The organism is Piscinibacter lacus, assembly GCF_016735685.1.
GTDB lineage: Bacteria > Pseudomonadota > Gammaproteobacteria > Burkholderiales > Burkholderiaceae_C > Aquariibacter > Aquariibacter lacus.
On record NZ_JAERRA010000001.1, the window covers coordinates 2,049,051 to 2,069,528 of the forward strand.

Here is a 20,478-nt window from a genome sequence, read left to right on the forward strand (position 1 = left end):
GATCAGGGGCGCCGGATGCTAACCGAGCCCCCTCGCGGCCCCTCGGGATAATCCTTGTCATGCCCTCCCCCCTCGCGGCGCCTGCCGCCCGCACCCTCGTCCTGTCCTTCTGCAACGGGCCCACCGACGAAGCCGGCGAGCCCCTGGCCCCGCCTCCCGCCCTGCCCCATCTGGCCGCCCTGCTGGGCCGGCTGGACCGCCTGGCCACCGAGCCCGGCGAAGTCGAAGACCCGATCCCCCCGCACGAACGCGCCCTGGCCCGCGCCTGGGGCGGGTCGGCCGAGCTGCCCCCGCCCCTGGCCGCCGCCCGCGCCCGGGCGCTGGGCCTTCAGCCCTCGGCCGACGAAGCCTGGGGCCTGCTCCAGCCCGTGCACTGGGCCGTGGGCCGCGAGCATGTCCGCATGGGCGACCCCGAGGCCCTGGGCCTGGACGAGGCCGCGGGCCGCGAAGTCTTCGACGCCATCGCGCCCCTGTTCCGCTCCGCCGGCTGGGCCCTGCACTGGGGCGGGCCGACCGCCTGGTTCCTGGTGCACCCGGACCTGGACGGCCTGGCCACCGCCTCGCCCGACCGCGTGATCGGCCGCAACCCCGACCGCTGGATGCCCGAGGCCCGCGCCGCCCGCAGCTTCCGCCGCCTGCAGGCCGAGGTGCAAATGACGCTCTACACCCACCCGCTCAATGCCGCCCGCGAGGCCCGCGGCCTGCCCGTCGTCAACAGCGTGTGGCTCAGCGGCTGCGGCAAGCCGCAGCCAGTGGCCCCCGGCGTCATCCACCTGGATGCCCTGCGCGCGCCCAGCCTGGCCCAGGACGTGGCCGCCTGGCAGGCCGCCTGGCAGCAGCTTGACGCCGGCCCGCTGGCCCAGGCCCTGGCCGATCTGCAAGCCGGCCAGGCCCTCAGCCTGTGGCTGTGCGGCGAACGCCAGGCCGCGCACTTCGGCCCGCGCCCGCGCGGCTGGCTGCAGGGCCTGCGCGCCCGCTGGCAGGCGCCCGCGCCGGCCGCCGTGCTGGCCGCGCTGTGAGGCGCGCATGAACGCGCCCGCCGCCCCCCGCCTGGTCGAACGCGCCGCCCAGCCCCGCCCCGCCTGGGCGCTGGAACAGGCCGGCATCCATCCGCTGCTGGCGCGGCTCTATGCCGCCCGCGGCGTGCGCGCCGCCGAAGAGGTCGACCCCAGCCTGCAACACCTCATCCCCCCCGCCCGCCTGCGCGGTGCGGCCGAGGCCGGCGCCGCCCTGGCCCGCGCCCTCGCCCAGGGCGAACGCCTGCTCGTGGTGGCCGACTACGACTGCGACGGCGCCACCGCCTGCGCGCTGGCCCTGCGCGGCCTGGCCCTGCTGGGCGCCCGGCCCGAACAGCTCGGCTACGTGGTGCCCGACCGCGCACGGCACGGCTACGGCCTTTCGCCCGCCGTCGTCGAGCAGGCCCTGGCCGCCGCCGGCCCGCGCCGGCCGGACTGGCTGATCACCGTGGACAACGGCATCGCCAGCTTCGAAGGCATCCAGGCCGCCCAGGCCCGCGGCGTGAAGGTGCTGGTGACCGACCACCACCTGCCTGCCTTGCGGCACGGCGCGCCGCACCTGCCGCCGGCCGAAATCATCGTCAACCCCAACCAGCCCGGCTGCGACTTTCCCAGCAAGGCCCTCGCGGGCGTCGGCGTCATGTTCTACGTGCTGCTGGCCACCCGCGCCGCCCAGCGCGAACAGGGCCGCTATGCCGACCGCCCCCAGCCCCGGCTGGACGGCCTGCTCGACCTCGTCGCCCTGGGCACCGTGGCCGACGTGGTGCGGCTCGATGCCAACAACCGCCGCCTCGTCGCCCAGGGCCTGCAGCGCATCCGCGCCGGCCAGATGCAGCCCGGCGTCGCCGCCCTGTTCGACGTGGCCGGCCGCGAACCCGCCCGCGCCAGCGCCCAGGACTTCGGCTTCGCCCTCGGCCCCCGGCTGAATGCCGCCGGCCGGCTGGAGACCATGAACCTCGGCATCGAATGCCTGCTGGCCGAGGACCCCGCCGCCGCCCGCGAACTGGCCCAGCGCCTGGACGCCATCAACCGCGAACGCCGCGAGGTGGAAGCCGGCATGCGCGAGGAAGCCGAAGCCCAGCTCGACGCCCAGCTCGCCCGCCTCGGCCAGGCCGAGCCGCCCGCCGGCCTGGCCCTGTTCGACGAAGGCTTCCACGAAGGCGTGGTCGGCATCGTCGCCGCCCGCCTCAAGGACCGCCTGCACCGCCCCACCTTCGTCTTCGCCCCCGGGGCCGACGGCGCGCTCAAGGGATCAGGCCGCTCCATCCCCGGCTTCCACCTGCGCGACGCGCTGGACCTCGTCGCCAAGCGAGAGCCCGAGCTGCTCACCCGCTTCGGCGGCCATGCCATGGCCGCCGGCGCCACCCTGCCGGCCGAAGGCTTCCCGCGCTTCGCCGCCGCCTTCGCCCAGGTCGCCGCCGAAAGCCTGGACCCGAGCCAGCTCCACCGCGAACTGCTGACCGACGGCCCCCTGGACCCCGCCTGGATCGCCGACGACGCCACCGCCCTGGCAACCGCCCACACCCTGGACGCCGCCGTCTGGGGCCAGACCTTCGAAGCCCCCGTCTTCACCGACACCGTCGAGGTGCTGCAACAGCGCATCGTGGCCGAGAAGCACAGCAAGCTCACCCTGCTCCACGCCGGCCAGCGCCGCGACGCCATCTGGTTCGGCCACACCGAAGCCCTGCCCCCCCGCGTGCGCCTGGCCTACCGGCTCAACGTGGATCGGTACAACGGGAGGGAGAGGGTGCAGTGGGTGGTGGAGGGGGTGAGCGTAGCGAGCTTGGACTCAAGTCCGTAGCAATCCGTGAGCGCGAACCCAACATTCCCATCGAATACTGCTTCGGTGATGCTGGAGTGCCCACAAAAGCGAAACAAGGTTCAAGTACGCGCGACGACCCAGTTAGGCAACAGCCTCCAATTCCTTAAGATTTTTGCCATTGGCATCCTTCCATGCAGTAAGTCCATTGGCATGACCGCCGTGAACGACTGCTGCCGCTGCGCTCGGACTGGCAAATTCGACGTCCTTGAGGAACACTAACCTGTCTTTGTCCTCCGCGAGTGCGCCTTCCTCTTTGAGTTTCTGACGAAGATTGCGGGTCCACGGCCATTTCTCTGACGAGGGCCGCTCTGTTGCGACCGCCTCGGACCCCTTCTTGACCAAAAAGCCGGCTGCGGTTCTTAGTCCGGTAGCCTTAAGCCCCTTGATTTCACAGAAAAGTAATGGGCTTGTGCCTGCGTCCGTCGATGTCGTTCCCGCCAAGGGAACCAAGTGATCAATGCCCAGCACCGGAAGTAACTGGTTCATTTTTTCGAGGAAAACCTCCATCTCACCACGATCAGACTCGGGAAGCTTGGACCCGCTACCTTGACTATTTGTAACCACAGCACGGCCAGCGGACTTTGCAGCCTCAAGTAGCTTACCCTCCAAGTAACGGATGTGAGCCTTGGTGAGGTTTTCATCCTTGCTTACAAAGAACGTGACTTGGTTCCAAAAGTCTTTATCGTTGTGATGCTTTATTCTTTCTCGAATGCACTCAGCCTCTCCAATGTAGATCGCCGGCCTGCCGGTTTCTGTATCAGCTCCAGTGAGAAAATAAATGCCTGAGTTTTCAGATTCATCCCGTGAAAGCACACCTTCGAACTCGGTACGAGGCCCCGAGACAGCTTTGCCTGTCCAATTAGAAAGCTCGGCAGTTCGTAGACGCTTTGGGTCGCCATGAACCAAGAAGAGCTTGATCGTTGCGGTAGCCACTAATTTCTCCGTTTTGCATGTCGAGTGCTTGCACCAGTTGATTTACGTTATGAAATTTGTAACGGGCACCAGCTTGATGATCAGTTTTTGCCGCCTAATGTGCAAGGCCGATGAAGGTCAAATGATCGAGATCGCCCACTAAGGAATCAGCCAACTCGCACTGACGGAGGTGATGTTCAGCGCGATAGACAACTCAGTCGCCAAGCTTAGCTGAACCCGTGGTCTTGCCAAAGCAATGCTACATGACAGATGCGTGAGGCGACCATGCAGGAATACTAAAGCGGCTGCCTTGTAGGGAAAGTTGTTGGGCAGATGCTCAACGTCTCATCCTGTTTCATCAGCCCAATCACCTAGGCACCATCAATGCGCTTCAGGTACTGTGGTTGGAATGTAGCAACCCACCGAGTTCGCTCAAGCCCCATTCGCTCCCTGTCAGGCAGAGCGCCCAACCCCTCCTGAACCCACGCCCCACCCTCGGCCAAGACCCGGCCGCTACAGTACCTACATGAACCCCAAATCCCGCCGCCTCCTCCTCGCCGCCGGTCTCGCCAGCCTCACCGGGCTGGGGGCCGGTTTCCTCACGCTGGCACCGGGGCGCCGCGCGCGGGCGGAGCCGGCGCTGAACCTGCCGATTGAGGCGCGCGGGGCGCTGGTGGCGCGCACGATGGTGCAGGGGCTGGACCATCCCTGGGGGCTGGCGCCGCTGCCGGGTGCGGGCTCGGGCGAGGGTTTTAGCGGGCGGTTCCTGGTCACCGAACGGTCGGGGACGATGCGGGTGGCGGGGCTGGATGGCTCGCTGTCAGTCCCGCTGGGCGGGCTGCCGCCGGCGGTGGTCGATGGTCAGGGTGGTTTGCTGGATGTGGTGCTGCATCCGCGCTTTGCCGAGAACGGCTGGGTTTACTGGACTTTTTCCGAGTCGGATGGCGCCGACACGCGCCGGGCCGGCACCTCGCTGGCGCGCGGGCGGCTGGATTTGGCAGCCGGCAAGCTGAGCGAGGTGACGGTGCTGTTCCGCCAGACGCCCAAGGTGCAGGGCGGCAACCATTTCGGCGGGCGGCTGGTGTGGGATCGGCAGGGCATGCTGTTCATGACCCTGGGCGACCGGGGCGGCTTCCGCAAGGAGGCGCAGGTGCTGGGCCACCATCTGGGCAAGGTGCTCCGACTGGACGAGCACGGCCAGCCGGCGCCGGGCAACCCGAGCTTTGCGCAGGGCGGCGCGGCGCCGGAGGTCTGGAGCTACGGCCACCGCAATGTGCAGGGCGCCGCCCTGCATCCGCAGACGGGCGAGCTGTGGGCCCATGAGCACGGCCCGCAGGGCGGCGACGAGCTGAACCGGGTGCGGCCCGGCCGCAACCACGGCTGGCCGGCCGTGACCTACGGGCGCGAGTACGGCAGCGGCCGGGTGATCGGCCAGGCCGAGACGCGCGAGGACATCGTGCCGGCGCTGCGCACCTGGGTGCCGTCGATCGCGCCGAGCGGCCTGGCCTTTGTGGGCGGCGCGGGCGGGCCGGAGCGCTACCCGGGCGCGACCGGCCAGCCGGTGCTGGGCGCCCTGCGAGGCCAGGTGCTGGTGCGGCTGGAGCTGGACAGCAGCGCCCCAGCCAGCGCGCCGCGCGTGCTGCGCGAGCTGCGGCTGGATGCGGGCACGCGCATCCGCGATGTGCGCGCCGCGCCGGACGGCTGGCTTTATGTGCTGACCGACGAGCCCGACAGCGGCCGGCTGCTGCGGGTGGAGAAGCTGTAGGCGGATCGGGCGCGGCCGCCCGGCCGGTGGGGCTCAGGGGGCTTCAAGGTGGCTCGAAGTGCAAGGAAGTGCCATGAAGTGCCGCGGGGTGCCGTGAAGTGACATGAAGTGCCGCGGACTGCCGCAACGTGCCTCAGGGCACGGCCGCGGGGGGCGGAAAGGGCGGCTCTTCGCAGGCGCCCTTCTCCGGCTCACAGGGCAGTTGCAGCCAATCGTTGAAACGGCGCGGCTCGCCCTCCAGCGCCAGCACCACGCGGCGCACGGTGCGGAACTGGCGCAGCGTGCCTTCCACCTCGGCCATGAACTGCACGCGGCCGCAGGCGGTGTCCACCCCGGGCAGTTGGGCGCGCAGGTCGTGCAGGTCCACGTAGATGGTGCCTTCGGCATCGATGCGGACATCGCGCAGCAGGCCGGCCGTGTCGGGCGAGAACAGCGATCGGAAGCCAGCCGCCTGCTCGGGCTCGCTGGGGCCGGCGAAGAGCTGGTTCAGCGCCGCGCGGCCCACGCCGCGGCTGGCGGGCAGCACGCGCTGGGCGGGATGGACCTCGGCGCAGTTCTCGGGGTCGTCGGCCAGGCGCTCGTTGCGGAAGTGCAGGTTCAGCACCATGGTGGATTCGGCGCGGGCGGCGGGCTCGGCGGCCTGGCCGGGCAGGGCTGCCGCCAGGCAGGCCAGCAGCAAGGCCAGCGCGGGCCACCCGGGCAGGCCGCGGGGTGGGGCGGCCGGGGCGGCCGGAGCGGTCGGGGCGATCGGGCGGGCGGGGGCATGCGTCATGCGTGGGTCCTTGCGGGCGATGGAGCCGGTCCGTGGCGGCAAGGATAGTGCGGCGGGCTCGCTATGCTCGGCGCCCATGCGCATCCTGCTGGTCGAAGATGATCCCCTGCTGGGCGACGGCCTGGCCGCCGCCCTCGGCGCCCAGGGCTTGGTCGTGGATTGGTTCACGGACGGCCCGCAGGCCGATGCCGCCCTGGCCGGTGCGCCCTACGACGCGGTGGTGCTCGACCTGGGCCTGCCCGGCCGCGACGGCCTGCACTGGCTGGGCCGCTGGCGCGAGGCCGGCCGGCGCACCCCCGTGCTGGTGCTGACGGCCCGCGACGCGCTGGAGCAGCGCATCGCCGGCCTGGATACCGGCGCCGACGACTACCTGATCAAGCCCATCGACGCCGCCGAGCTGGCCGCGCGCCTGCGCGCCGTGCGGCGCCGCGTCGCCGGCCGCAGCGAGCCGGTGTGGACGCACGGCCCGCTGAGCTACCGCCCCGAGGCCAAGACCACCTTCTGGCAGGGCCAGGCGGTGGAGCTGACGGCGCGCGAGACGGCGCTGCTGGAGCTCTTCCTCAGCCATCCGCAGCGGGTGCTGGGCAAGGAGCTGCTGCTCGACAAGCTCTACGGCTGGGACCAGGCGGCCGAGAGCAATGTGCTGGAGGTGCACATCCACCACCTGCGCAAGAAGCTGCATCCCAAGCTGCTGAAGACCGTGCGCGGCCTGGGCTATGCCCTGGGCCTGGCCGAGGACCTGGCATGAAGCGCCTGCAACGCTGGCATGCCGGCCTGGGCCTGCGCGCCCGGGCCCTGGCCTACACCATGGTGGCGGCGCCGCTGGTGTGGATGCTGGCCGTGGCGATCACGGTGCACAGCGCCTACAACGAGATCGACGAGCTTTTCGACAGCCAGCTCGTGCGCATCGCCCGGCAGGTTCAGACCCTGCTGCCCTCGGCCTCCATCGGCCAGCTTGCGCTGGGCGGCGCCGAGCCGCTCGCGCCGGCCGGCTCGGCGGCGGGCGCGGCGGACCTCAAGGACCTCTCCGTGGCCGTGTGGAATGCCGAAGGCCAGGTGCTGATGGCCGACCGCGAGGGCGTCACCCTGCCGCGGCTGCCCGACGCGGCCGGCTTCCGCGACCTGCAAGTGGGCAGCGCCGACTGGCGCGTCTACTACCTGCAATCCAGCCATGGCCGCTGGCTGGTGGCCGTGGGCCAGAGCCTGCACGAGCGCGACGAGCTGGTCGGCGGCCTGCTGCTGGCGCAGATCCTGCCCTGGCTGCTGATGCTGCCCCTGCTGCTGCTGGTGATGGGCGCGGCGCTGCGCAGCGCGCTTCAGCCGCTCGCCAGCCTGAGCCAGGCCCTGGCCCAGCGCGACCCGCAGGGCCTGGACCCGCTGCCCGCCGCCGAGCTGCCGCCCGACCTGCGGCCGCTGGTGGAGGCGATGAACGGCCTGTTCGCCCGCATCGACAACACCCTGGCGCGCGAACGCCGCTTCACCGCCGATGCCGCCCACGAGCTGCGCACGCCGCTGGCCGGCCTGCGCGCGCAATGGGATGCCGCGCGGCTGCAGGGCGGCCCGCCCGGCGCCGGCCTCGACAAGATCGGCCAGGGCCTGGACCGCCTGGCCCGCCTGGTGCAGCAGATGCTGGCGCTGGCGCGGGTCGAGCATCTGGAACACCTGGGGCCGGTGCAGGCGGTGGACTGGCCGGCCGTGGTCGCCACCGTGGTCGACGGCCTGTGGCCGCAGGCCGAGGCCGCGGGGGTGGACATCGAGGTGCTGGACTTGGCCGCCGACACCCTGCCCCTGCAAGGCGATGCCGCCCTGCTGGGCGTGCTGCTGCGCAATCTGCTGGACAACGCCCTGCGCCACGCCCCGCGCGGCAGCACCGTCACCCTGCAGGGCGGCCCCGGCCGGCTGAGCGTGCTGGACCGCGGCCCGGGCGTGACGCCCGAGCAGCTTGCCCGCCTGGGCGACCGCTTCTACCGGCCCGAAGGCCAGGCCGGCAGCGGCAGCGGCCTGGGCCTGTCGATCGTGCGGCGCATTGCCGCGCTGCATGGCCTGGCGGTGCAGTGGGGCCCGCGGGCCGACGGCCCGGGCTTCGCGGTGCAGATCCGGCGCGCCTGAGCGCGCGGCGCACCGTTCAGCGGCGCGCCGGCCCCGGGCCGCGCCGCGGCCTGCGTTTCAGCGCGCGGCTTGCAGCTTGCCGATCAGGGCCTTGATCTCCTCGCGGCGGCCGGTGTCGGCAATCTGCCGTGCGGGCCGCGGCGGGGCTTGCAAGGCCTGGTCCAGATGGCCCAGGGCCTCGGCGTTCTGGCCCTCGTCGGCCAGCAGCTCGGCATAGAAGAAGTGCGGGTCGATGCCCTGCGGATTGATCTTCAGCGCCCGTTGCAGCAGCTCCCGGGCGCGGGTCTTGTCGCCGAAGCCGATCGGCCAGCCGGGCACCTTGGCATAGAGCACGCCCAGGCTGGCCAGGGCCGAGCCGTCGAGCGCGCGGGCGTCGATGGCGATGGCCTGCTCGTACAGGCCGCGCGCCTGTTTGACGAGGCCGAGCGCGCCAAGGCCGCCCTTCTCGCCGGCCCAACTGCTGAGCACGATGCCTTCCCAGATCAGCGGCTCGGGCCGGCCGGGCTGGGCCTCGCGCAGTTGGCGGGCGCGGTCGGCAAGCTGCTCGAAGGCCTTCTCGCGCTGGCGGGCGGGGGTCTGGTAGCGGATGACTTCCCAGCCCTGCTGGATGTCGGCCAGGGTGTCGGCCGCCCGGGCGAAGCCAGGCAGGAGGCTGAGGGCGATGAAGCTGGCGGCCAGGGCGTGGCGCAGGGCGCTGCGGCGTTGCATGGGCGGTCTTTCCTTGAGGGGGGATGGGTCGGATCAGGCAGCCGGCAGGCTGCGGGCCTGGCGGCCGAGCGGGCCGTCGAGCAGGGTGGGCAGGAAGGCGTTGATCGGGCCGGCCAGGCGCTCGGGAAAGCCGAGGTGGCGCTCGGCCTCGCCGCGCTCGATCAGCGCGATCAGGGCCCGAGCCACTTCGGCGGGCGGGTCGGCGCGGCTGCCGCTGGCGATGCGGTGGGCCTCGGCCGCGGGGCTGTTGAAGCCGGTGGCCACGGCCCGCGGGCCGAGGTATTGCACGCGCACCGGGGTGTCGGCCAGCTCGCGGCGCAGGCCTTCGCAGAAGCCGCGCAGGCCGGCCTTGCTCGCGCCATAGGCCACATGGCCGGGCAGGCCCAGCCGGCCCAGGGCCGAGCCGATGGCGACGATGGCCGCTTGCGGCTTGCGGCGCAGGCCGGGCAGCAGGGCCAGGCTGAGCTGCATGGGCGCGAGCAGGTTGACGGCGATCAGGGCGTGCAGCCGCTCGGCGTCCAGCGCCTCGAAACGGCCGAAGGCCGGCTGGCCGGCGTTGTGGATCAGCAGATCGACGCCGCAGGCCTCGGCGGCCTGGGCGCAGCGGGCCTGGTCTTCGGGGCGGGTGATGTCGGCGGCCAGCCAGGCGATGTCGGGCGGCAGCTCGCCGGGCCGCAGCGCGCCGGCGCTGCGGCCGTGGCGCTGGCCCAGCGCGCGGGCCAGGGTGTCGAGCGGCTCGGCACGGCGGCCGACCAGCAGCAGCCGGGCGCCGCGGCGGGCCAGGGCCTCGGCGGCTTCGGTACCGATGCCGCCGGCGGCCCCGGTGAGCAGGGCACGGGCCTGATCGAGCTTCATGCGGCCTCCAGCATGTCGGCGGTGGCGGCGATTTCGGCGAAGACCGCGCCGTAGAGCCGGTAGAAGCGCCGCGCGGCATGGACGATGGCGGCCTGGTCGGCCGGGTCGTCGATGTCGTCCATCAGCAGCTCGAAGTGGGCGGTGTGCTCCTGGTCCAGCGTGCCGTGCGAGCGCAGGTAGCTGAAGGCGGCATCGGGCAGGTCCAGGGCCTGCTGGATGCGGTCGGCCGCATTCAGCGCCAGCGCGACGCTGCTGCCTTCGAGCACCAGCACCATGCCGAAGAAGCCCAGCGGATTGCCGCGGGCGATCTGGTCGTAGGCATAGGCCACCATCACCTCGGCCGCATGGCCGGGCAGGCTGGCTTCGGCCTGGGCGCGGTCGCCGCCGGCTGCGGCGATGTCGTCGAGGATCCACTGCTCGTGGCCGGACTCTTCCTCGATGTATTCGTCGAGGGCGGGAAGCAGCCAGGCCAGGCGCGTGTCGGCGCGGGCGGCGATGCGGGCGCGGCAGGCTTGCAGCAGCGGCACGGTGTGGCGCACATGGTGGTAGGCCTGCTGCAGGAAGTCGCGGTAGGCCGGCCGGCTGACCTCGCCGCGCAGCGCCCGCAGGATCAAGGGCTGGCTGAACAGGGCCTGGCGCTCGGATGCGGTGGCGGCGAGCAGGGTGGCGTGGAAGCGTTCGGTCATGGCGGTCGAGGCCGAGGAGGCGGGGTGAGGGGCGCGGGCAGGGCCGCGGGGCAGGCCGTGATCGGAAGCGGGCGGGCGGTTCAGGCTGCGACGCCGGTGGGGGCGCCGGTCGTGTGGCTGGTAGGGGGCGCCGCCGGGCAAGCGTCGGCCGTCGGGCGGGGCGGGGCCGCCGACCGGGTGGCCGACGGGGCTTCGGATTGCGGCGCGGCGGACTCGTCGCCTTCCAGCCCCAGGGCCGCGCCATGGCGTGCGGCGATGGCGGCGCGGCGCGGGCGGCCGTTGTCGGTCGCCAGGCCGCTGGCGGCATCGAAGGGTTCGCGGGCGCGCAGCCAGCGGCCGATGCGGGCGTAGTCGGGCAGGCCGGCATTGGCCAGGGCCACGGCGGCGGCAAGTTCGCGGTCGAGCGCGGCCTCGTCTTCCGCCGCCCCGGGCAGCGGCCACAGCACGGCCGACAGGGTCGGCTGGCCCTCGCCAAAGACCACCGCCTGAGCGATGACGGGGCGACCACCGGGGGCGGCTTCCTGCAGCGCGCACTCGACCCACTCGGGCGAAACATTGCGGCCGTAGGCGGTGATCAGCACCTGCTTCTTGCGACCGGCGATCCACAGGTGGCCGGCGGCATCGAGGCGGCCGAGGTCGCCGGTCGGCCACCAGGCCTCGGCCGGGCGGGCCTCGGCTTCGCCCAGGTAGCCGAGCAGGCCGGTGCCGGCCACCTCGACCTCGCCATCCGCCGCCAGGCGCAGACGGGTGTGCGGCAGCGGGCGGCCGGCGCTGCCGGGCGCATCGGCGCCGGGCAGGTTCAGGGTCTGGACCGAGCCGCCCTCCGACAGGCCGTAGCCCTCGAAGACCGGCAGGCCGACGGCGCGGGCCGCCGCCAGCGTGGCCGCGCCCACGGCCGCGCCCCCGACGGCGACGAAGCGCAGGCTGTCGGGCGCCCGGCGGCCGACCGCTGCCAGCCAGGCCGTCCAGGCGCGCAGCATCTGCGGCAGCAGGATCAGGCTGTGCGCCTGGTGGCGCTGCACGGCGGCCTGCAGGCGGGCGGGGTCGAAGCGCGAGGAACCACTCCAGCCCAGCTCGGCCAAGGGCAGCAGCAGCAGCTCGGCACCGCGTGCGGCCGGCGCCAGGGTGCCGGCCACCTGCTCCAGCAGCACGGCCAGCGGCAGCACGGCCAGGTGGCGTTGCAGCGGCAGGTCGGCCGTGGCCTGGGCGAGGCCGGCCGCCACGGCGGCCAGGCGATCGCGGGCCAGGCAGACGCCCTTGGGCTGGCCGGTGGTGCCCGAGGTGAAGGTGACGAGGCCGGTGCCCGGCGGCATCACCGCGGGCGCGCTGCGGCCTGCCGCCAGGCCCAGCAGCCAGCGGCCTTCGATGGCCTCGGGCGCGCCGGGGCCGGCGGGCAGATGCAGGTCGACGGTGGGCAGGCCGGGCGGCGTGGGCGCGCCGGCCGGCAGCCAGAGCGTGTCGACCCCGGCGGCTTGCAGGGCGTGGCGGCGCTGGTCGGCGCTGAAGAAGGCCGGCAGCGGCACGTGGACGATGCCGGCCTGGGCAGCAGCGGCTTCGGCCAGCAGCCAGGCGGCGCCGTTGTCGAGCTGGGTGGCGAGCACGCGCACGCCCTGCTCGCGCAGGCGGCGGGCGATCTGCCCGGCGGCATCGGCCAGGGCGGCAGCCGTCCAGCAGCCGGCCGGCGTGTGCAGGGCGGCGGGCAGCAGGGGATGGGCGCTCATGCCAGGCGGCCCGGGCGGGCGGCGGCGGCGGCCTGCAAGCGCTCGACCGCGGGCTGGAGGCGGCCGGCGATCACGACCGGATGGTGGCTGTAGTAGTCGCCCCAGGCCGCGCGTTCCTCGGGCCGCAGCCGGGCCGGGTCGGCCGAGCCCAGGGCCACCGGCGCCAGACCCAGGCGCAGGAAGAGCCGGCGCAGCTCCTCGGTCAGCGTGCAAGCGGCCCAGCGCACGCCGGCGGCATGCAGGTGGGCGGCCACGGCGGGGATGAGCCGCAGGCCGTCGCCCGGCCGCAGGGCGCACAGGTGGCCGATCTCGGCGATCTCGGCGCGCGGCGGCCGCTGCGGGCCGTGTTCGCCCAGCAGTTGATCGACCGGCGCATCGAGGTAGCGCTCCAGGTAGAGCGGCTGGTCGGCGAATCGGTAGCCAGCCGCGCCGAGCAGCGTGCCATCCACCGTCGAGCGCAGGCCCAGCAGGCGCGGCGCGAAGCGCTCGACCCGGGCGCCGAAGCGCTGGGCATAGACCTGGCGGATGCAGGCCTCCACCTCGGCACGGCGCGGATCGTCCGGGCCGTGCTCGCACAGCTCGGCACGGTCCGGGGAACTCAGGGGAAGGCAGGGGCGGGTGGCGGCTTGCATGTCGGGCATGGTCCGCCCCGGGGATTAGCCGGGCCTTAAGCGGCCGGGCGGCCCATCCGCCGAACAGGGCAGCCGGGATCGCCCTGTTCCGGCGCCGGGCCCGGACGGGCCCTGCACAGGATGCGGAGCCATCCCGGACAATGCGGCATGCCCGCCGAAGAAGCCCTGCTGAATGCCGACCTGCACTGCCACTCGCATGTGTCCGACGGCAAGCTCAGCCCGGCGGCGCTGGCGGAGCGGGCAGCGGCCGGCGGCGTCGGCCTCTGGGCCCTGACCGACCACGACGAGCTGGGCGGCCAGGCCGAGGCCCGCGAGGCCGCGCTGGACCTGGGCCTGGCCTGGCTGGCCGGGGTGGAGGTCTCGGTCAGCTTCGCGGGCGAGACGGTGCACATCGTCGGCCTGGGCCTGGACCCGGACGATGCCGGCCTGCAAGCCGGCCTGGCCAGCGTACGCGCCGGCCGCACCGAGCGCGCCCGCGCCATGGGCGAGGGCCTGGCCCGCATCGGCCTGCCCGGCGCCTACGAGGGCGCGCTGCGCTACGTCCACAACCCCAATCTGGTGTCGCGCACGCACTTTGCGCGCTGGCTGGTCGAAACCGGCGTCTGCGAGACCACGCACGAGGTCTTCCGCCGCTACCTGACCGAGGGCAAGCCCGGCTATGTGCCGCACCGCTGGGCCGGCCTGGGCGACACGGTGCGCTGGATCACCGGAGCCGGCGGCATCGCGGTGATCGCCCATCCCGGGCGCTACCGCTTCTCGCCGACGGCCGAGTACGCGCTCATCACCGAATTCATGGCCCACGGCGGCCGCGGCATCGAGGTGGTGACCGGCAGCCACAGCGCGGCCGAGGCCCTGAAGTACGCCGACACGGCGCGCGAATTCGGCTTGCTGGCCTCGCGCGGCTCGGATTTCCACGCGCCCGGCGAAAGCCGCACCGATCTGGGCGCCCTGCCCTGGCTGCCCGGCGACCTGGACGCCGTCTGGGACGCGCTCGGCCCGCGCATCGCGCGGCGCTGAGCTGCCGCGACCGCGGCCCGCCACGGCGGCGCAGCGCCCGCAGCGCGCCGCCGACTCAGTCGGAGGAAGCCGCGGTCAGGGATGGCGCCACCTGTGCCTCGGCCGTCAAGGCATGCAGGTGCGCCACCCGCTTGCGCGTGCCCGGATGGGTGGCGGTGTCGGGCAGGGCCCCGAAGCAGCGGAAGGCGGCCAGCGCATCGCCGACCTCATGGCCCATGCGCTGGATCAGGCGCAGGCCGAAGGCATCGGCGGCGAGTTCCTGCTCATGGGCCAGGGCCGAGGCCTCGCGGCCCAGCACCTGGGCCACGGCCTGCGTGTGCTCGGGGTCGACGGCACCCGGCACATGCTTGCGGTAGAGCATGCCCATGCGCGCCCAGTGGCCCTCGATCACATGGCCCAGCTCATGGGCCAGCACGAAGCGACGCTGGGCCTCCGGCAGGCCGGCCAGGGCCTCGCTCGCGACGATCACCCGGCCGAGCAGGCTTTCGGCGATCACCGGCGCCCGCGTCACCAACAGGCTGACCTGCGGCGCCCGCGGCCAGGCGGCCATCACGGCAATGAAGCTGGCGCGGATCACCTCGACCGCCTCGGGTGCGGGCTCGGCCTGGCGCAGCGCGGCCAGTCGCATGCGCTGCGAGCGGTCCAGCACCTCGGCGATGCCACCGGGCTCGCCCGGGGCTTCGGCATGGAACTGCACCCGGGCGTGCAGGCCCTGGACGCCGGCCTGCGGCGCATCGGCCTCGGCCGCCTGCACCTCGCAGGCCATCCAGGCCGCCAGCGCGGCCACCGCGGCCCGTCCCCAGGCCCCCAAGCCGCCGCGGCCCCAGCCGCTTGCACCCTGCCCTGTCGCCATGTCGCACCTCCGGCGAAGCGTCCGCTGCCGGAAGGGCCGCGATCCGCACAGGCTCCACAGTGCAAGCTTGATGCCAAGGGTTAACCCGGATCAAACCCGGGAAAACCACCCATTTCCCGGCGCGTGCGTCGTCACGGTGCGTCGGCGGGGACGGGCTCAGGCGCGGGCGGCTCGACCTCGGACGCTTGAACGGCCGGGGGCAGCGGCACCACACCCGTCCACTCGAACACGGCGATCGATTCGACATGCGCGGTGTGCGGGAACATGTTGACCACGCCCGCATGCGTGCAGCGGTAGCCGGCGCGGTGCACCAGCAGGCCGGCATCGCGGGCCAGGGTGGCGGGGTTGCAGCTCACGTAGACGATGCGCTGCGGCGGCTGCCAGCCGGCCGCCTGCCCCGCCGCGGGCTGCACGCTTTCCACCAGGGCCTGCACCAGGGCGAGCGCGCCTTCGCGCGGCGGATCGACCAGCCAGCGCGCAGCCGCGCCATGGGCCTGGAGCGTGGCGGCATCGATCTCGAACAGATTGCTGGCCGCGAACTCGGTCTTGCCGGCCAGGCCGTTGTGCGCGGCATTGCCGCGGGCGCGGGCGACCAGCTCGCGGCTGCCCTCGATGCCCAGCACCTCGCGCGCCCGGGTGGCAATCGGCAGGGTGAAATTGCCGAGACCACAGAACCAGTCGATCACACGCTCCTCGGGTTGGGCGTCGAGCAGGCGCAGGGCGCGGCCGACCAGCACCTGGTTGATCGCCGCATTGACCTGGGTGAAGTCGGTCGGCCGGAAGGGATGCTCGATGCCGAATTCCGGCAGCGTGTAGGCCAGGGCCGGGCCGCCCTCGTCGAGCCGGTGCACGGTGTCCGGGCCCTTGGGCTGAAGCCACCACTGCACGGCATGCTGACGGCCGAATTCGCGCAGGCGGTCGAGATCGGCCTCGCCCAGCGGCAGCAGGTGGCGCAGCACCAGCGCGGTGACCACCTCGCCCGAGGCCGGCCGGCCGACGGCCAGCTCGATCTGCGGCAGGCGGTCGCGTGCGTCCATGCCCATCACCAGGGCGCGCAGCGGAAGCAGCAGGGCAGAGACATGGGGCGGCAGCACCTCGCAGCGGCGCATGTCGGCCACATAGCTCGACGCCCGCTCGTGGAAGCCGACCAGCACGGTGCCCTTCTTGACCACATGCCGCACCGACAGGCGGGCGCGCTCGCGGTAGCCCCAGGACGGCCCCTGGATGGGCCGCAGCACCATGGCCGGCCGCACGCGGCCGAGGTGCCAGAGCTGGTCTTCGAGCACGCGCTGCTTGACGGCGATCTGCGCGGCCGGGTCGAGATGCTGCATCTTGCAGCCGCCGCAGGCGCCGGGCTCCAGGCCGAAATGCGGGCAGGCGGGGCGCACGCGCTGGTTGCTTTCGCGCTCGACCGCGGTCACGCGGCCCTTGGCCCAGGCCGACTTGCGGCGGGTGATCACCGCCTGTACGCGCTCGCCGGGCAGGCCGCCTTCGAGGAAGAGCACGCGGCCTTCGGCATCGTGGGCCACGCCCTGGGCTTCGAGATCGAGCGATTCGATCTCGAAGCGATCTTGGTCTTCGTGTGTCATCGGCTGGATTATCCCGGCCCGCCCGGCCGCGCCCCGGGGCCGAGAATGCCGGCCCGACTGCCCTCACCGCCCTGCACACCATGTCCTTCCAAGCCCTCGGCCACGGCATCACCGTCATCGACACCGACTTCATCCGCCCCGGCTTCGATGCCGCCTACCTGATCGTGCAGGACGGCCGCGCCGCCTTCATCGACTGCGGCGTCAATCGCAGCGTGCCGCGGCTGCTGGAGGCGCTGGCCGCCCAGGGCCTGGGCCCCGAGGCGGTGGACTGGGTGATCCCCACCCATGTGCACCTGGACCATGCCGGCGGCGCCGGCCTGCTGATGCAGCAGTGCCCCAACGCGACCCTGCTGATCCACCCGCGCGGCGCGCGCCACATGATCGACCCGACGGCCCTGGTGGCCGGCGCCACCGCCGTCTACGGCGCCGAGGAGATGGCCCGCACCTACGGGCAGATCCTGCCGGTGCCGGCCGCCCGGGTGCGCGAGGCCGGTGCGGACGAGACCGTGCAGCTCGCCGGCCGGCCGCTGCGCATCGTCGACACCCCCGGCCATGCGCGCCACCACTTCTGCGTGTGGGACGCGGCCTCGCGCGGCTGGTTCACCGGCGACACCTTCGGCATCTCCTACCCCGAATGCACCGGCAGCGGCGGCCGCTACCTGCTGCCCACGACGACCCCGGTGCAGTTCGAGCCCGAGGCCCTGCATGCCTCGGTCGAGCGCCTGATGGCCGAAGCGCCGGTCTGGATGTATGTGACCCACTACGGCGCGCTCGGCGGCAGCGTCGAGGCGGTGCAGGCCCTGGCGGCGCAGCAGCATGCGCAGATCGACCAGATGGTCGCCGCCGCGCTGGCGGTGCAGGCGGCCCATGCGGAGCCCGGCCCGGCCCGCCACCAGGCCCTGCGCGAGGCCTGCGCCAGCCTCTACACCCGCGCCTGGCAGGCCCTGGGCGGGCCGGCCGATGCCGCACGCATCGCCGAGGTGCTGTTCAACGACATCGAGCTGAATGCCCAGGGCCTGGGGGTCTGGCTGGACCGCCGCCGCCGGGCCTGAGGCGGGCCGCCCGGGCCGGGGTCGGCCGGGGCTGCGGGGGCTGGCAAGGTCTTGTTCAGGACAGGGGCTGGGCCGCCTGGAACTGGTCGGCCGGTGCTGCGCTTTTCCGCGCTTCGATCAGGGTTATGGCGCCTAGTCTTCGCGCCATGCCCCGGGGCTGGCGCCAGGCCCCGCCCTTCGCCTCACCATTCGGCTTGCCATGCGCACCAACCTGCCCGTCACGACCCGCGAGTACCCCTTCCCCGCCGGTGAGACCCTGGTCTCGACGACCGACCTGAAGGGCCGCATCGTCTACTGCAACCCGGCCTTCATCGAGGTCAGCGGCTATGCCAAGGACGAGCTGCTGGGCCAGCCGCACAACCTGATCCGCCACCCCGACATGCCGGAAGAAGCCTTCCGCGACATGTGGGACACGATCGCCGCCGGCCTGCCCTGGTCGGCCCTGGTGAAGAACCGCCGCAAGAACGGTGACTTCTACTGGGTGATGGCCAATGTCACGCCGCTGCTGGAAGGCGACCGGCCGGTGGGCTACATGTCCGTCCGCACCCTGCCCACCCGGCCGCAGGTGCAGGAGGCCGAAGCCCTCTACACCACCCTGCGCGCCGAAAAGCAGAACGGCGTGCTGATCCACCGCCTGCAGCAAGGCCGCGTGGTGCGCGCCACCCCGCTGGGCCGGCTGGCCAGCCTGCTGCAGCCCGGCCTGGCCGGCAAGATGGGCCTGCTGGCCCTGGGCCTGAGCGGGAGCGGCTTCCTGGCCGCCGTGCTGGCCGGCGCCACCCCCTCGCCCCAGGGCCTGCTGCTGGGCACGCTGGCCCTGGGCCTGCTGAGCCTGGGCGGCGCACGCCTGCTGCATGGCCTGACGGTGGCGCCGCTGGACAAGCTGATCCGCTTCACCAACCGCATGGCCGCCGGCGACCTGACCCAGACCCTGGCCGTGGACCGGCACGATGCCATCGGCACCCTGGGCCGGGGGCTGAACCAGCTCAATGTGAACCTGATGTCCATCGTCCGCGATGCGCGCAGCGAGGTGGCGAACATGCGCAATGCCACCCGCGAGATCGCCGCCGGCAACCATGACCTGTCGGCCCGCACCGAGTCGCAGGCGTCCTCGCTGGAGCAAACCGCCGCCTCGATGGAGCAGATCACCGGCACCGTGCGGCAGAGCGCCGACTCGGCCCGCGAGGCCGAGCAGCTTGCCGGCCAGACCACCGCCATCACCCAGCGCAGCAGCGCCGCGGTCGATCGGGTGACGACGACGATGCGCGAGATCAGCGGCTCGGCGCAGCGCATCACCGAGATCATCGGCGTGATCGACGGCATCGCCTTCCAGACCAACATCCTCGCCCTCAATGCCGCGGTGGAAGCCGCCCGGGCGGGCGAGCAGGGCCGCGGCTTCGCCGTGGTGGCCTCCGAGGTGCGGGCGCTCGCGCAGCGCAGCTCGAATGCGGCGCGCGAGATCAAGCAACTGATCGAAAGCTCGACCCAGAAGGTCGACGAGGGCTCGCGCCTGTCCGATGAGGCCCGCGCCACGATGAGCGAGGCGCTCAGCGCGGTGCAGCGGGTGGGCACCCTGATCCAGGAGATCAGCCACGGCGCGCGCGAGCAGCTCAGCGGCATCTCGCAGGTCAACGAGGCGGTCGCGCAGATGGACACCATCACCCAGCAGAACGCGGCCCTGGTCGAGGAGCTGGCGGCCTCGGCCAGCTCGCTGGAGCAGCAGGCCGAGACGGTGCAGTCCACCGTGGCCATCTTCCGCATCGACGGCCATGCGGCCCACCAGCCCCTGCCCGATGCCGTCGCGCTGCGGCGCGAGGCCAAGGTCAGCGCCGGCGCCGCGATGCCGCAGCCGGCCTGAGGCCGTCCGACCCGCGGGTTCACCCGGGGGTGGCTCTAAACTGCGACGCCGCGCCCGGGCCTGCCCGGGCGTTGTTGTTTGGATGCCCCGCCACCCCACGGACCCTGCATGTCCATCGATGCCCTGCTCGTCTCCACCGGCGTTGTCGCCGTCAGCGAGATCGGCGACAAGACCCAGTTGCTGGCCCTGCTGCTGGCCGCCCGCTTCCACCGCGCGAGGCCGATCATCGCGGGCATCTTCGTCGCGACCCTGGCCAACCATGCCGCGGCCGGCGCGCTGGGCGCCTGGATCCAGAGCCTGCTGCCGGACCACTGGCTGCGCTGGCTGCTGGCGGCCAGTTTCTTCGCCGTGGCTGCCTGGACGCTCAAGCCCGACACCCTGGACGAGGACGACGGGGCGCCCAAAACCAGCGCGATGGGCGTTTTCGGCATCACCGTGGTGGCCTTCTTCCTGGCCGAGATGGGCGACAAGACGCAGATCGCCACCGTGATGCTGGCGGCCAAGTACGACAGCCTGATCGCCGTGACCATGGGCACCACCCTGGGCATGATGCTGGCCAATGTGCCGGCCGTGCTGCTCGGCGACCGGGCGGTGCACTTCGTGCCCCTGGTCTGGGTGCGGCGCGTGGCGGCCATCCTCTTTGCCCTGCTCGGCCTGGCGGTGCTGCTGGGCGTCGGCGGCTGAGCCGCCTTTTTCGGAAAGCGAACCCCCATGCGTCTGCTGCACACCATGCTGCGCGTCGGCGACCTGCCGCGTGCGATCGACTTCTACACCCGCATCCTCGGCATGCGCCTGCTGCGCACGACCGAGCGGCCGGAGCAGGGCTACAGCCTGGCCTTCGTCGGCTACGGCAACAACCCCGAACATGCCGAGATCGAGCTGACCTACAACCACGGCGTCAGCAGCTACGAGATCGGCACCGCCTACGGCCACATCGCCCTGGGCGTGCCGGATGTGGCGGCCACCTGCGAGCGCATCCGCGCGGCCGGCGGCACCATCACCCGCGAGGCCGGCCCGGTCAAGGGCGGCTCGACGGTGATCGCCTTCGTGCAGGACCCGGACGGCTACAAGATCGAGCTGATCGAGCGAGCCTGACCAGGCCCCGCCCGAGGTG

The 20,478-nt window shown here is 72.7% G+C and carries 19 protein-coding genes; 10 read left to right on the forward strand and 9 right to left on the reverse strand.

Features of this window, described 5'->3' with window-relative positions:
• Nucleotides 1-59 precede the first annotated feature (59 nt).
• Nucleotides 60-1,019: a hypothetical protein gene (locus JI742_RS09220; RefSeq protein WP_201825815.1), complete on the forward strand. Its 960-nt coding sequence runs from the start codon at nt 60-62 to the stop codon at nt 1,017-1,019.
• Nucleotides 1,020-1,026: 7 nt separating this feature from the next.
• A complete protein-coding gene (gene recJ, locus JI742_RS09225) occupies nt 1,027-2,817 on the forward strand; it encodes a single-stranded-DNA-specific exonuclease RecJ (protein ID WP_201825817.1) in 1,791 nt (596 codons plus the stop codon).
• 102 nt (nt 2,818-2,919) lie between these two features.
• On the opposite strand, the gene JI742_RS14135 is transcribed toward recJ, so the two are convergent.
• Complete coding sequence (locus JI742_RS14135; RefSeq protein WP_201825819.1) at nt 2,920-3,771, reverse strand: GIY-YIG nuclease family protein; 852 nt, start codon at nt 3,769-3,771, stop codon at nt 2,920-2,922.
• Nucleotides 3,772-4,276: 505 nt separating this feature from the next.
• On the opposite strand from JI742_RS14135, the gene JI742_RS09235 reads away from it, so the two are divergent.
• The gene (locus tag JI742_RS09235; RefSeq protein WP_286184142.1) at nt 4,277-5,515 is read left to right on the forward strand and encodes a PQQ-dependent sugar dehydrogenase; all 1,239 of its coding nucleotides are present in this window, start codon (nt 4,277-4,279) and stop codon (nt 5,513-5,515) included.
• Between the two features lie 133 nt (nt 5,516-5,648).
• Here JI742_RS09235 and JI742_RS09240 read toward each other — a convergent pair whose 3' ends face one another.
• Entirely contained in the window at nt 5,649-6,287 is a 639-nt protein-coding gene (locus JI742_RS09240) for a GerMN domain-containing protein (RefSeq protein WP_201825821.1), read from the reverse strand.
• Nucleotides 6,288-6,363: 76 nt separating this feature from the next.
• Here JI742_RS09240 and JI742_RS09245 point away from each other — a divergent pair, with 76 nt between their 5' ends.
• Together JI742_RS09245 and JI742_RS09250 are read left to right on the forward strand one after the other, a co-directional pair.
• Entirely contained in the window at nt 6,364-7,035 is a 672-nt protein-coding gene (locus JI742_RS09245; protein ID WP_201825823.1) for a response regulator, read from the forward strand.
• Nucleotides 7,032-8,396, forward strand: a complete 1,365-nt coding sequence (locus tag JI742_RS09250) for an ATP-binding protein (protein WP_236676846.1) — start codon at nt 7,032-7,034, stop codon at nt 8,394-8,396. Before JI742_RS09245 ends, JI742_RS09250 begins: the two co-directional genes overlap by 4 nt.
• 57 nt (nt 8,397-8,453) lie before the next feature.
• Here JI742_RS09250 and JI742_RS09255 read toward each other — a convergent pair whose 3' ends face one another.
• The 5 genes from JI742_RS09255 to JI742_RS09275 form a co-directional block, all read right to left on the reverse strand.
• A complete protein-coding gene (locus JI742_RS09255; protein WP_201825826.1) occupies nt 8,454-9,104 on the reverse strand; it encodes a tetratricopeptide repeat protein in 651 nt (216 codons plus the stop codon).
• Between the two features lie 33 nt (nt 9,105-9,137).
• Nucleotides 9,138-9,959, reverse strand: coding sequence for an SDR family oxidoreductase (locus JI742_RS09260; RefSeq protein WP_201825828.1), 822 nt, complete (start codon nt 9,957-9,959; stop codon nt 9,138-9,140).
• Nucleotides 9,956-10,645 carry an iron-containing redox enzyme family protein gene (locus tag JI742_RS09265; RefSeq protein WP_201825830.1) on the reverse strand — a complete coding sequence of 230 codons (690 nt, stop codon included), beginning with the start codon at nt 10,643-10,645 and terminating at the stop codon, nt 9,956-9,958. Before JI742_RS09265 ends, JI742_RS09260 begins: the two co-directional genes overlap by 4 nt.
• An 80-nt stretch (nt 10,646-10,725) precedes the next feature.
• A complete protein-coding gene (locus JI742_RS09270) occupies nt 10,726-12,366 on the reverse strand; it encodes an AMP-binding protein (protein WP_201825832.1) in 1,641 nt (546 codons plus the stop codon).
• Entirely contained in the window at nt 12,363-12,998 is a 636-nt protein-coding gene (locus JI742_RS09275; RefSeq protein ID WP_201825834.1) for a thermostable hemolysin, read from the reverse strand. Before JI742_RS09275 ends, JI742_RS09270 begins: the two co-directional genes overlap by 4 nt.
• A 147-nt stretch (nt 12,999-13,145) precedes the next feature.
• Here JI742_RS09275 and JI742_RS09280 point away from each other — a divergent pair, with 147 nt between their 5' ends.
• The gene (locus tag JI742_RS09280; protein WP_201825836.1) at nt 13,146-14,015 is read left to right on the forward strand and encodes a 3',5'-nucleoside bisphosphate phosphatase; all 870 of its coding nucleotides are present in this window, start codon (nt 13,146-13,148) and stop codon (nt 14,013-14,015) included.
• Between the two features lie 55 nt (nt 14,016-14,070).
• On the opposite strand, the gene JI742_RS09285 is transcribed toward JI742_RS09280, so the two are convergent.
• The gene (locus JI742_RS09285; RefSeq protein WP_201825838.1) at nt 14,071-14,868 is read right to left on the reverse strand and encodes a M48 family metalloprotease; all 798 of its coding nucleotides are present in this window, start codon (nt 14,866-14,868) and stop codon (nt 14,071-14,073) included.
• Between the two features lie 131 nt (nt 14,869-14,999).
• Nucleotides 15,000-16,457 carry a 23S rRNA (uracil(1939)-C(5))-methyltransferase RlmD gene (gene rlmD / locus JI742_RS09290; protein ID WP_201825840.1) on the reverse strand — a complete coding sequence of 486 codons (1,458 nt, stop codon included), beginning with the start codon at nt 16,455-16,457 and terminating at the stop codon, nt 15,000-15,002.
• A gap of 80 nt (nt 16,458-16,537) precedes the next feature.
• On the opposite strand from rlmD, the gene JI742_RS09295 reads away from it, so the two are divergent.
• The 4 genes from JI742_RS09295 (at nt 16,538) to gloA (ending at nt 20,459) form a co-directional block, all read left to right on the forward strand.
• The gene (locus JI742_RS09295) at nt 16,538-17,509 is read left to right on the forward strand and encodes an MBL fold metallo-hydrolase (RefSeq protein ID WP_201825842.1); all 972 of its coding nucleotides are present in this window, start codon (nt 16,538-16,540) and stop codon (nt 17,507-17,509) included.
• A gap of 199 nt (nt 17,510-17,708) precedes the next feature.
• Nucleotides 17,709-19,364, forward strand: a complete 1,656-nt coding sequence (locus JI742_RS09300; protein ID WP_201825844.1) for a methyl-accepting chemotaxis protein — start codon at nt 17,709-17,711, stop codon at nt 19,362-19,364.
• Nucleotides 19,365-19,478: 114 nt separating this feature from the next.
• Entirely contained in the window at nt 19,479-20,048 is a 570-nt protein-coding gene (locus JI742_RS09305; RefSeq protein ID WP_201826545.1) for a TMEM165/GDT1 family protein, read from the forward strand.
• 27 nt (nt 20,049-20,075) lie between these two features.
• A complete protein-coding gene (gene gloA, locus JI742_RS09310) occupies nt 20,076-20,459 on the forward strand; it encodes a lactoylglutathione lyase (RefSeq protein ID WP_182661863.1) in 384 nt (127 codons plus the stop codon).
• The last annotated feature ends 19 nt before the right edge of the window (nt 20,460-20,478 follow it).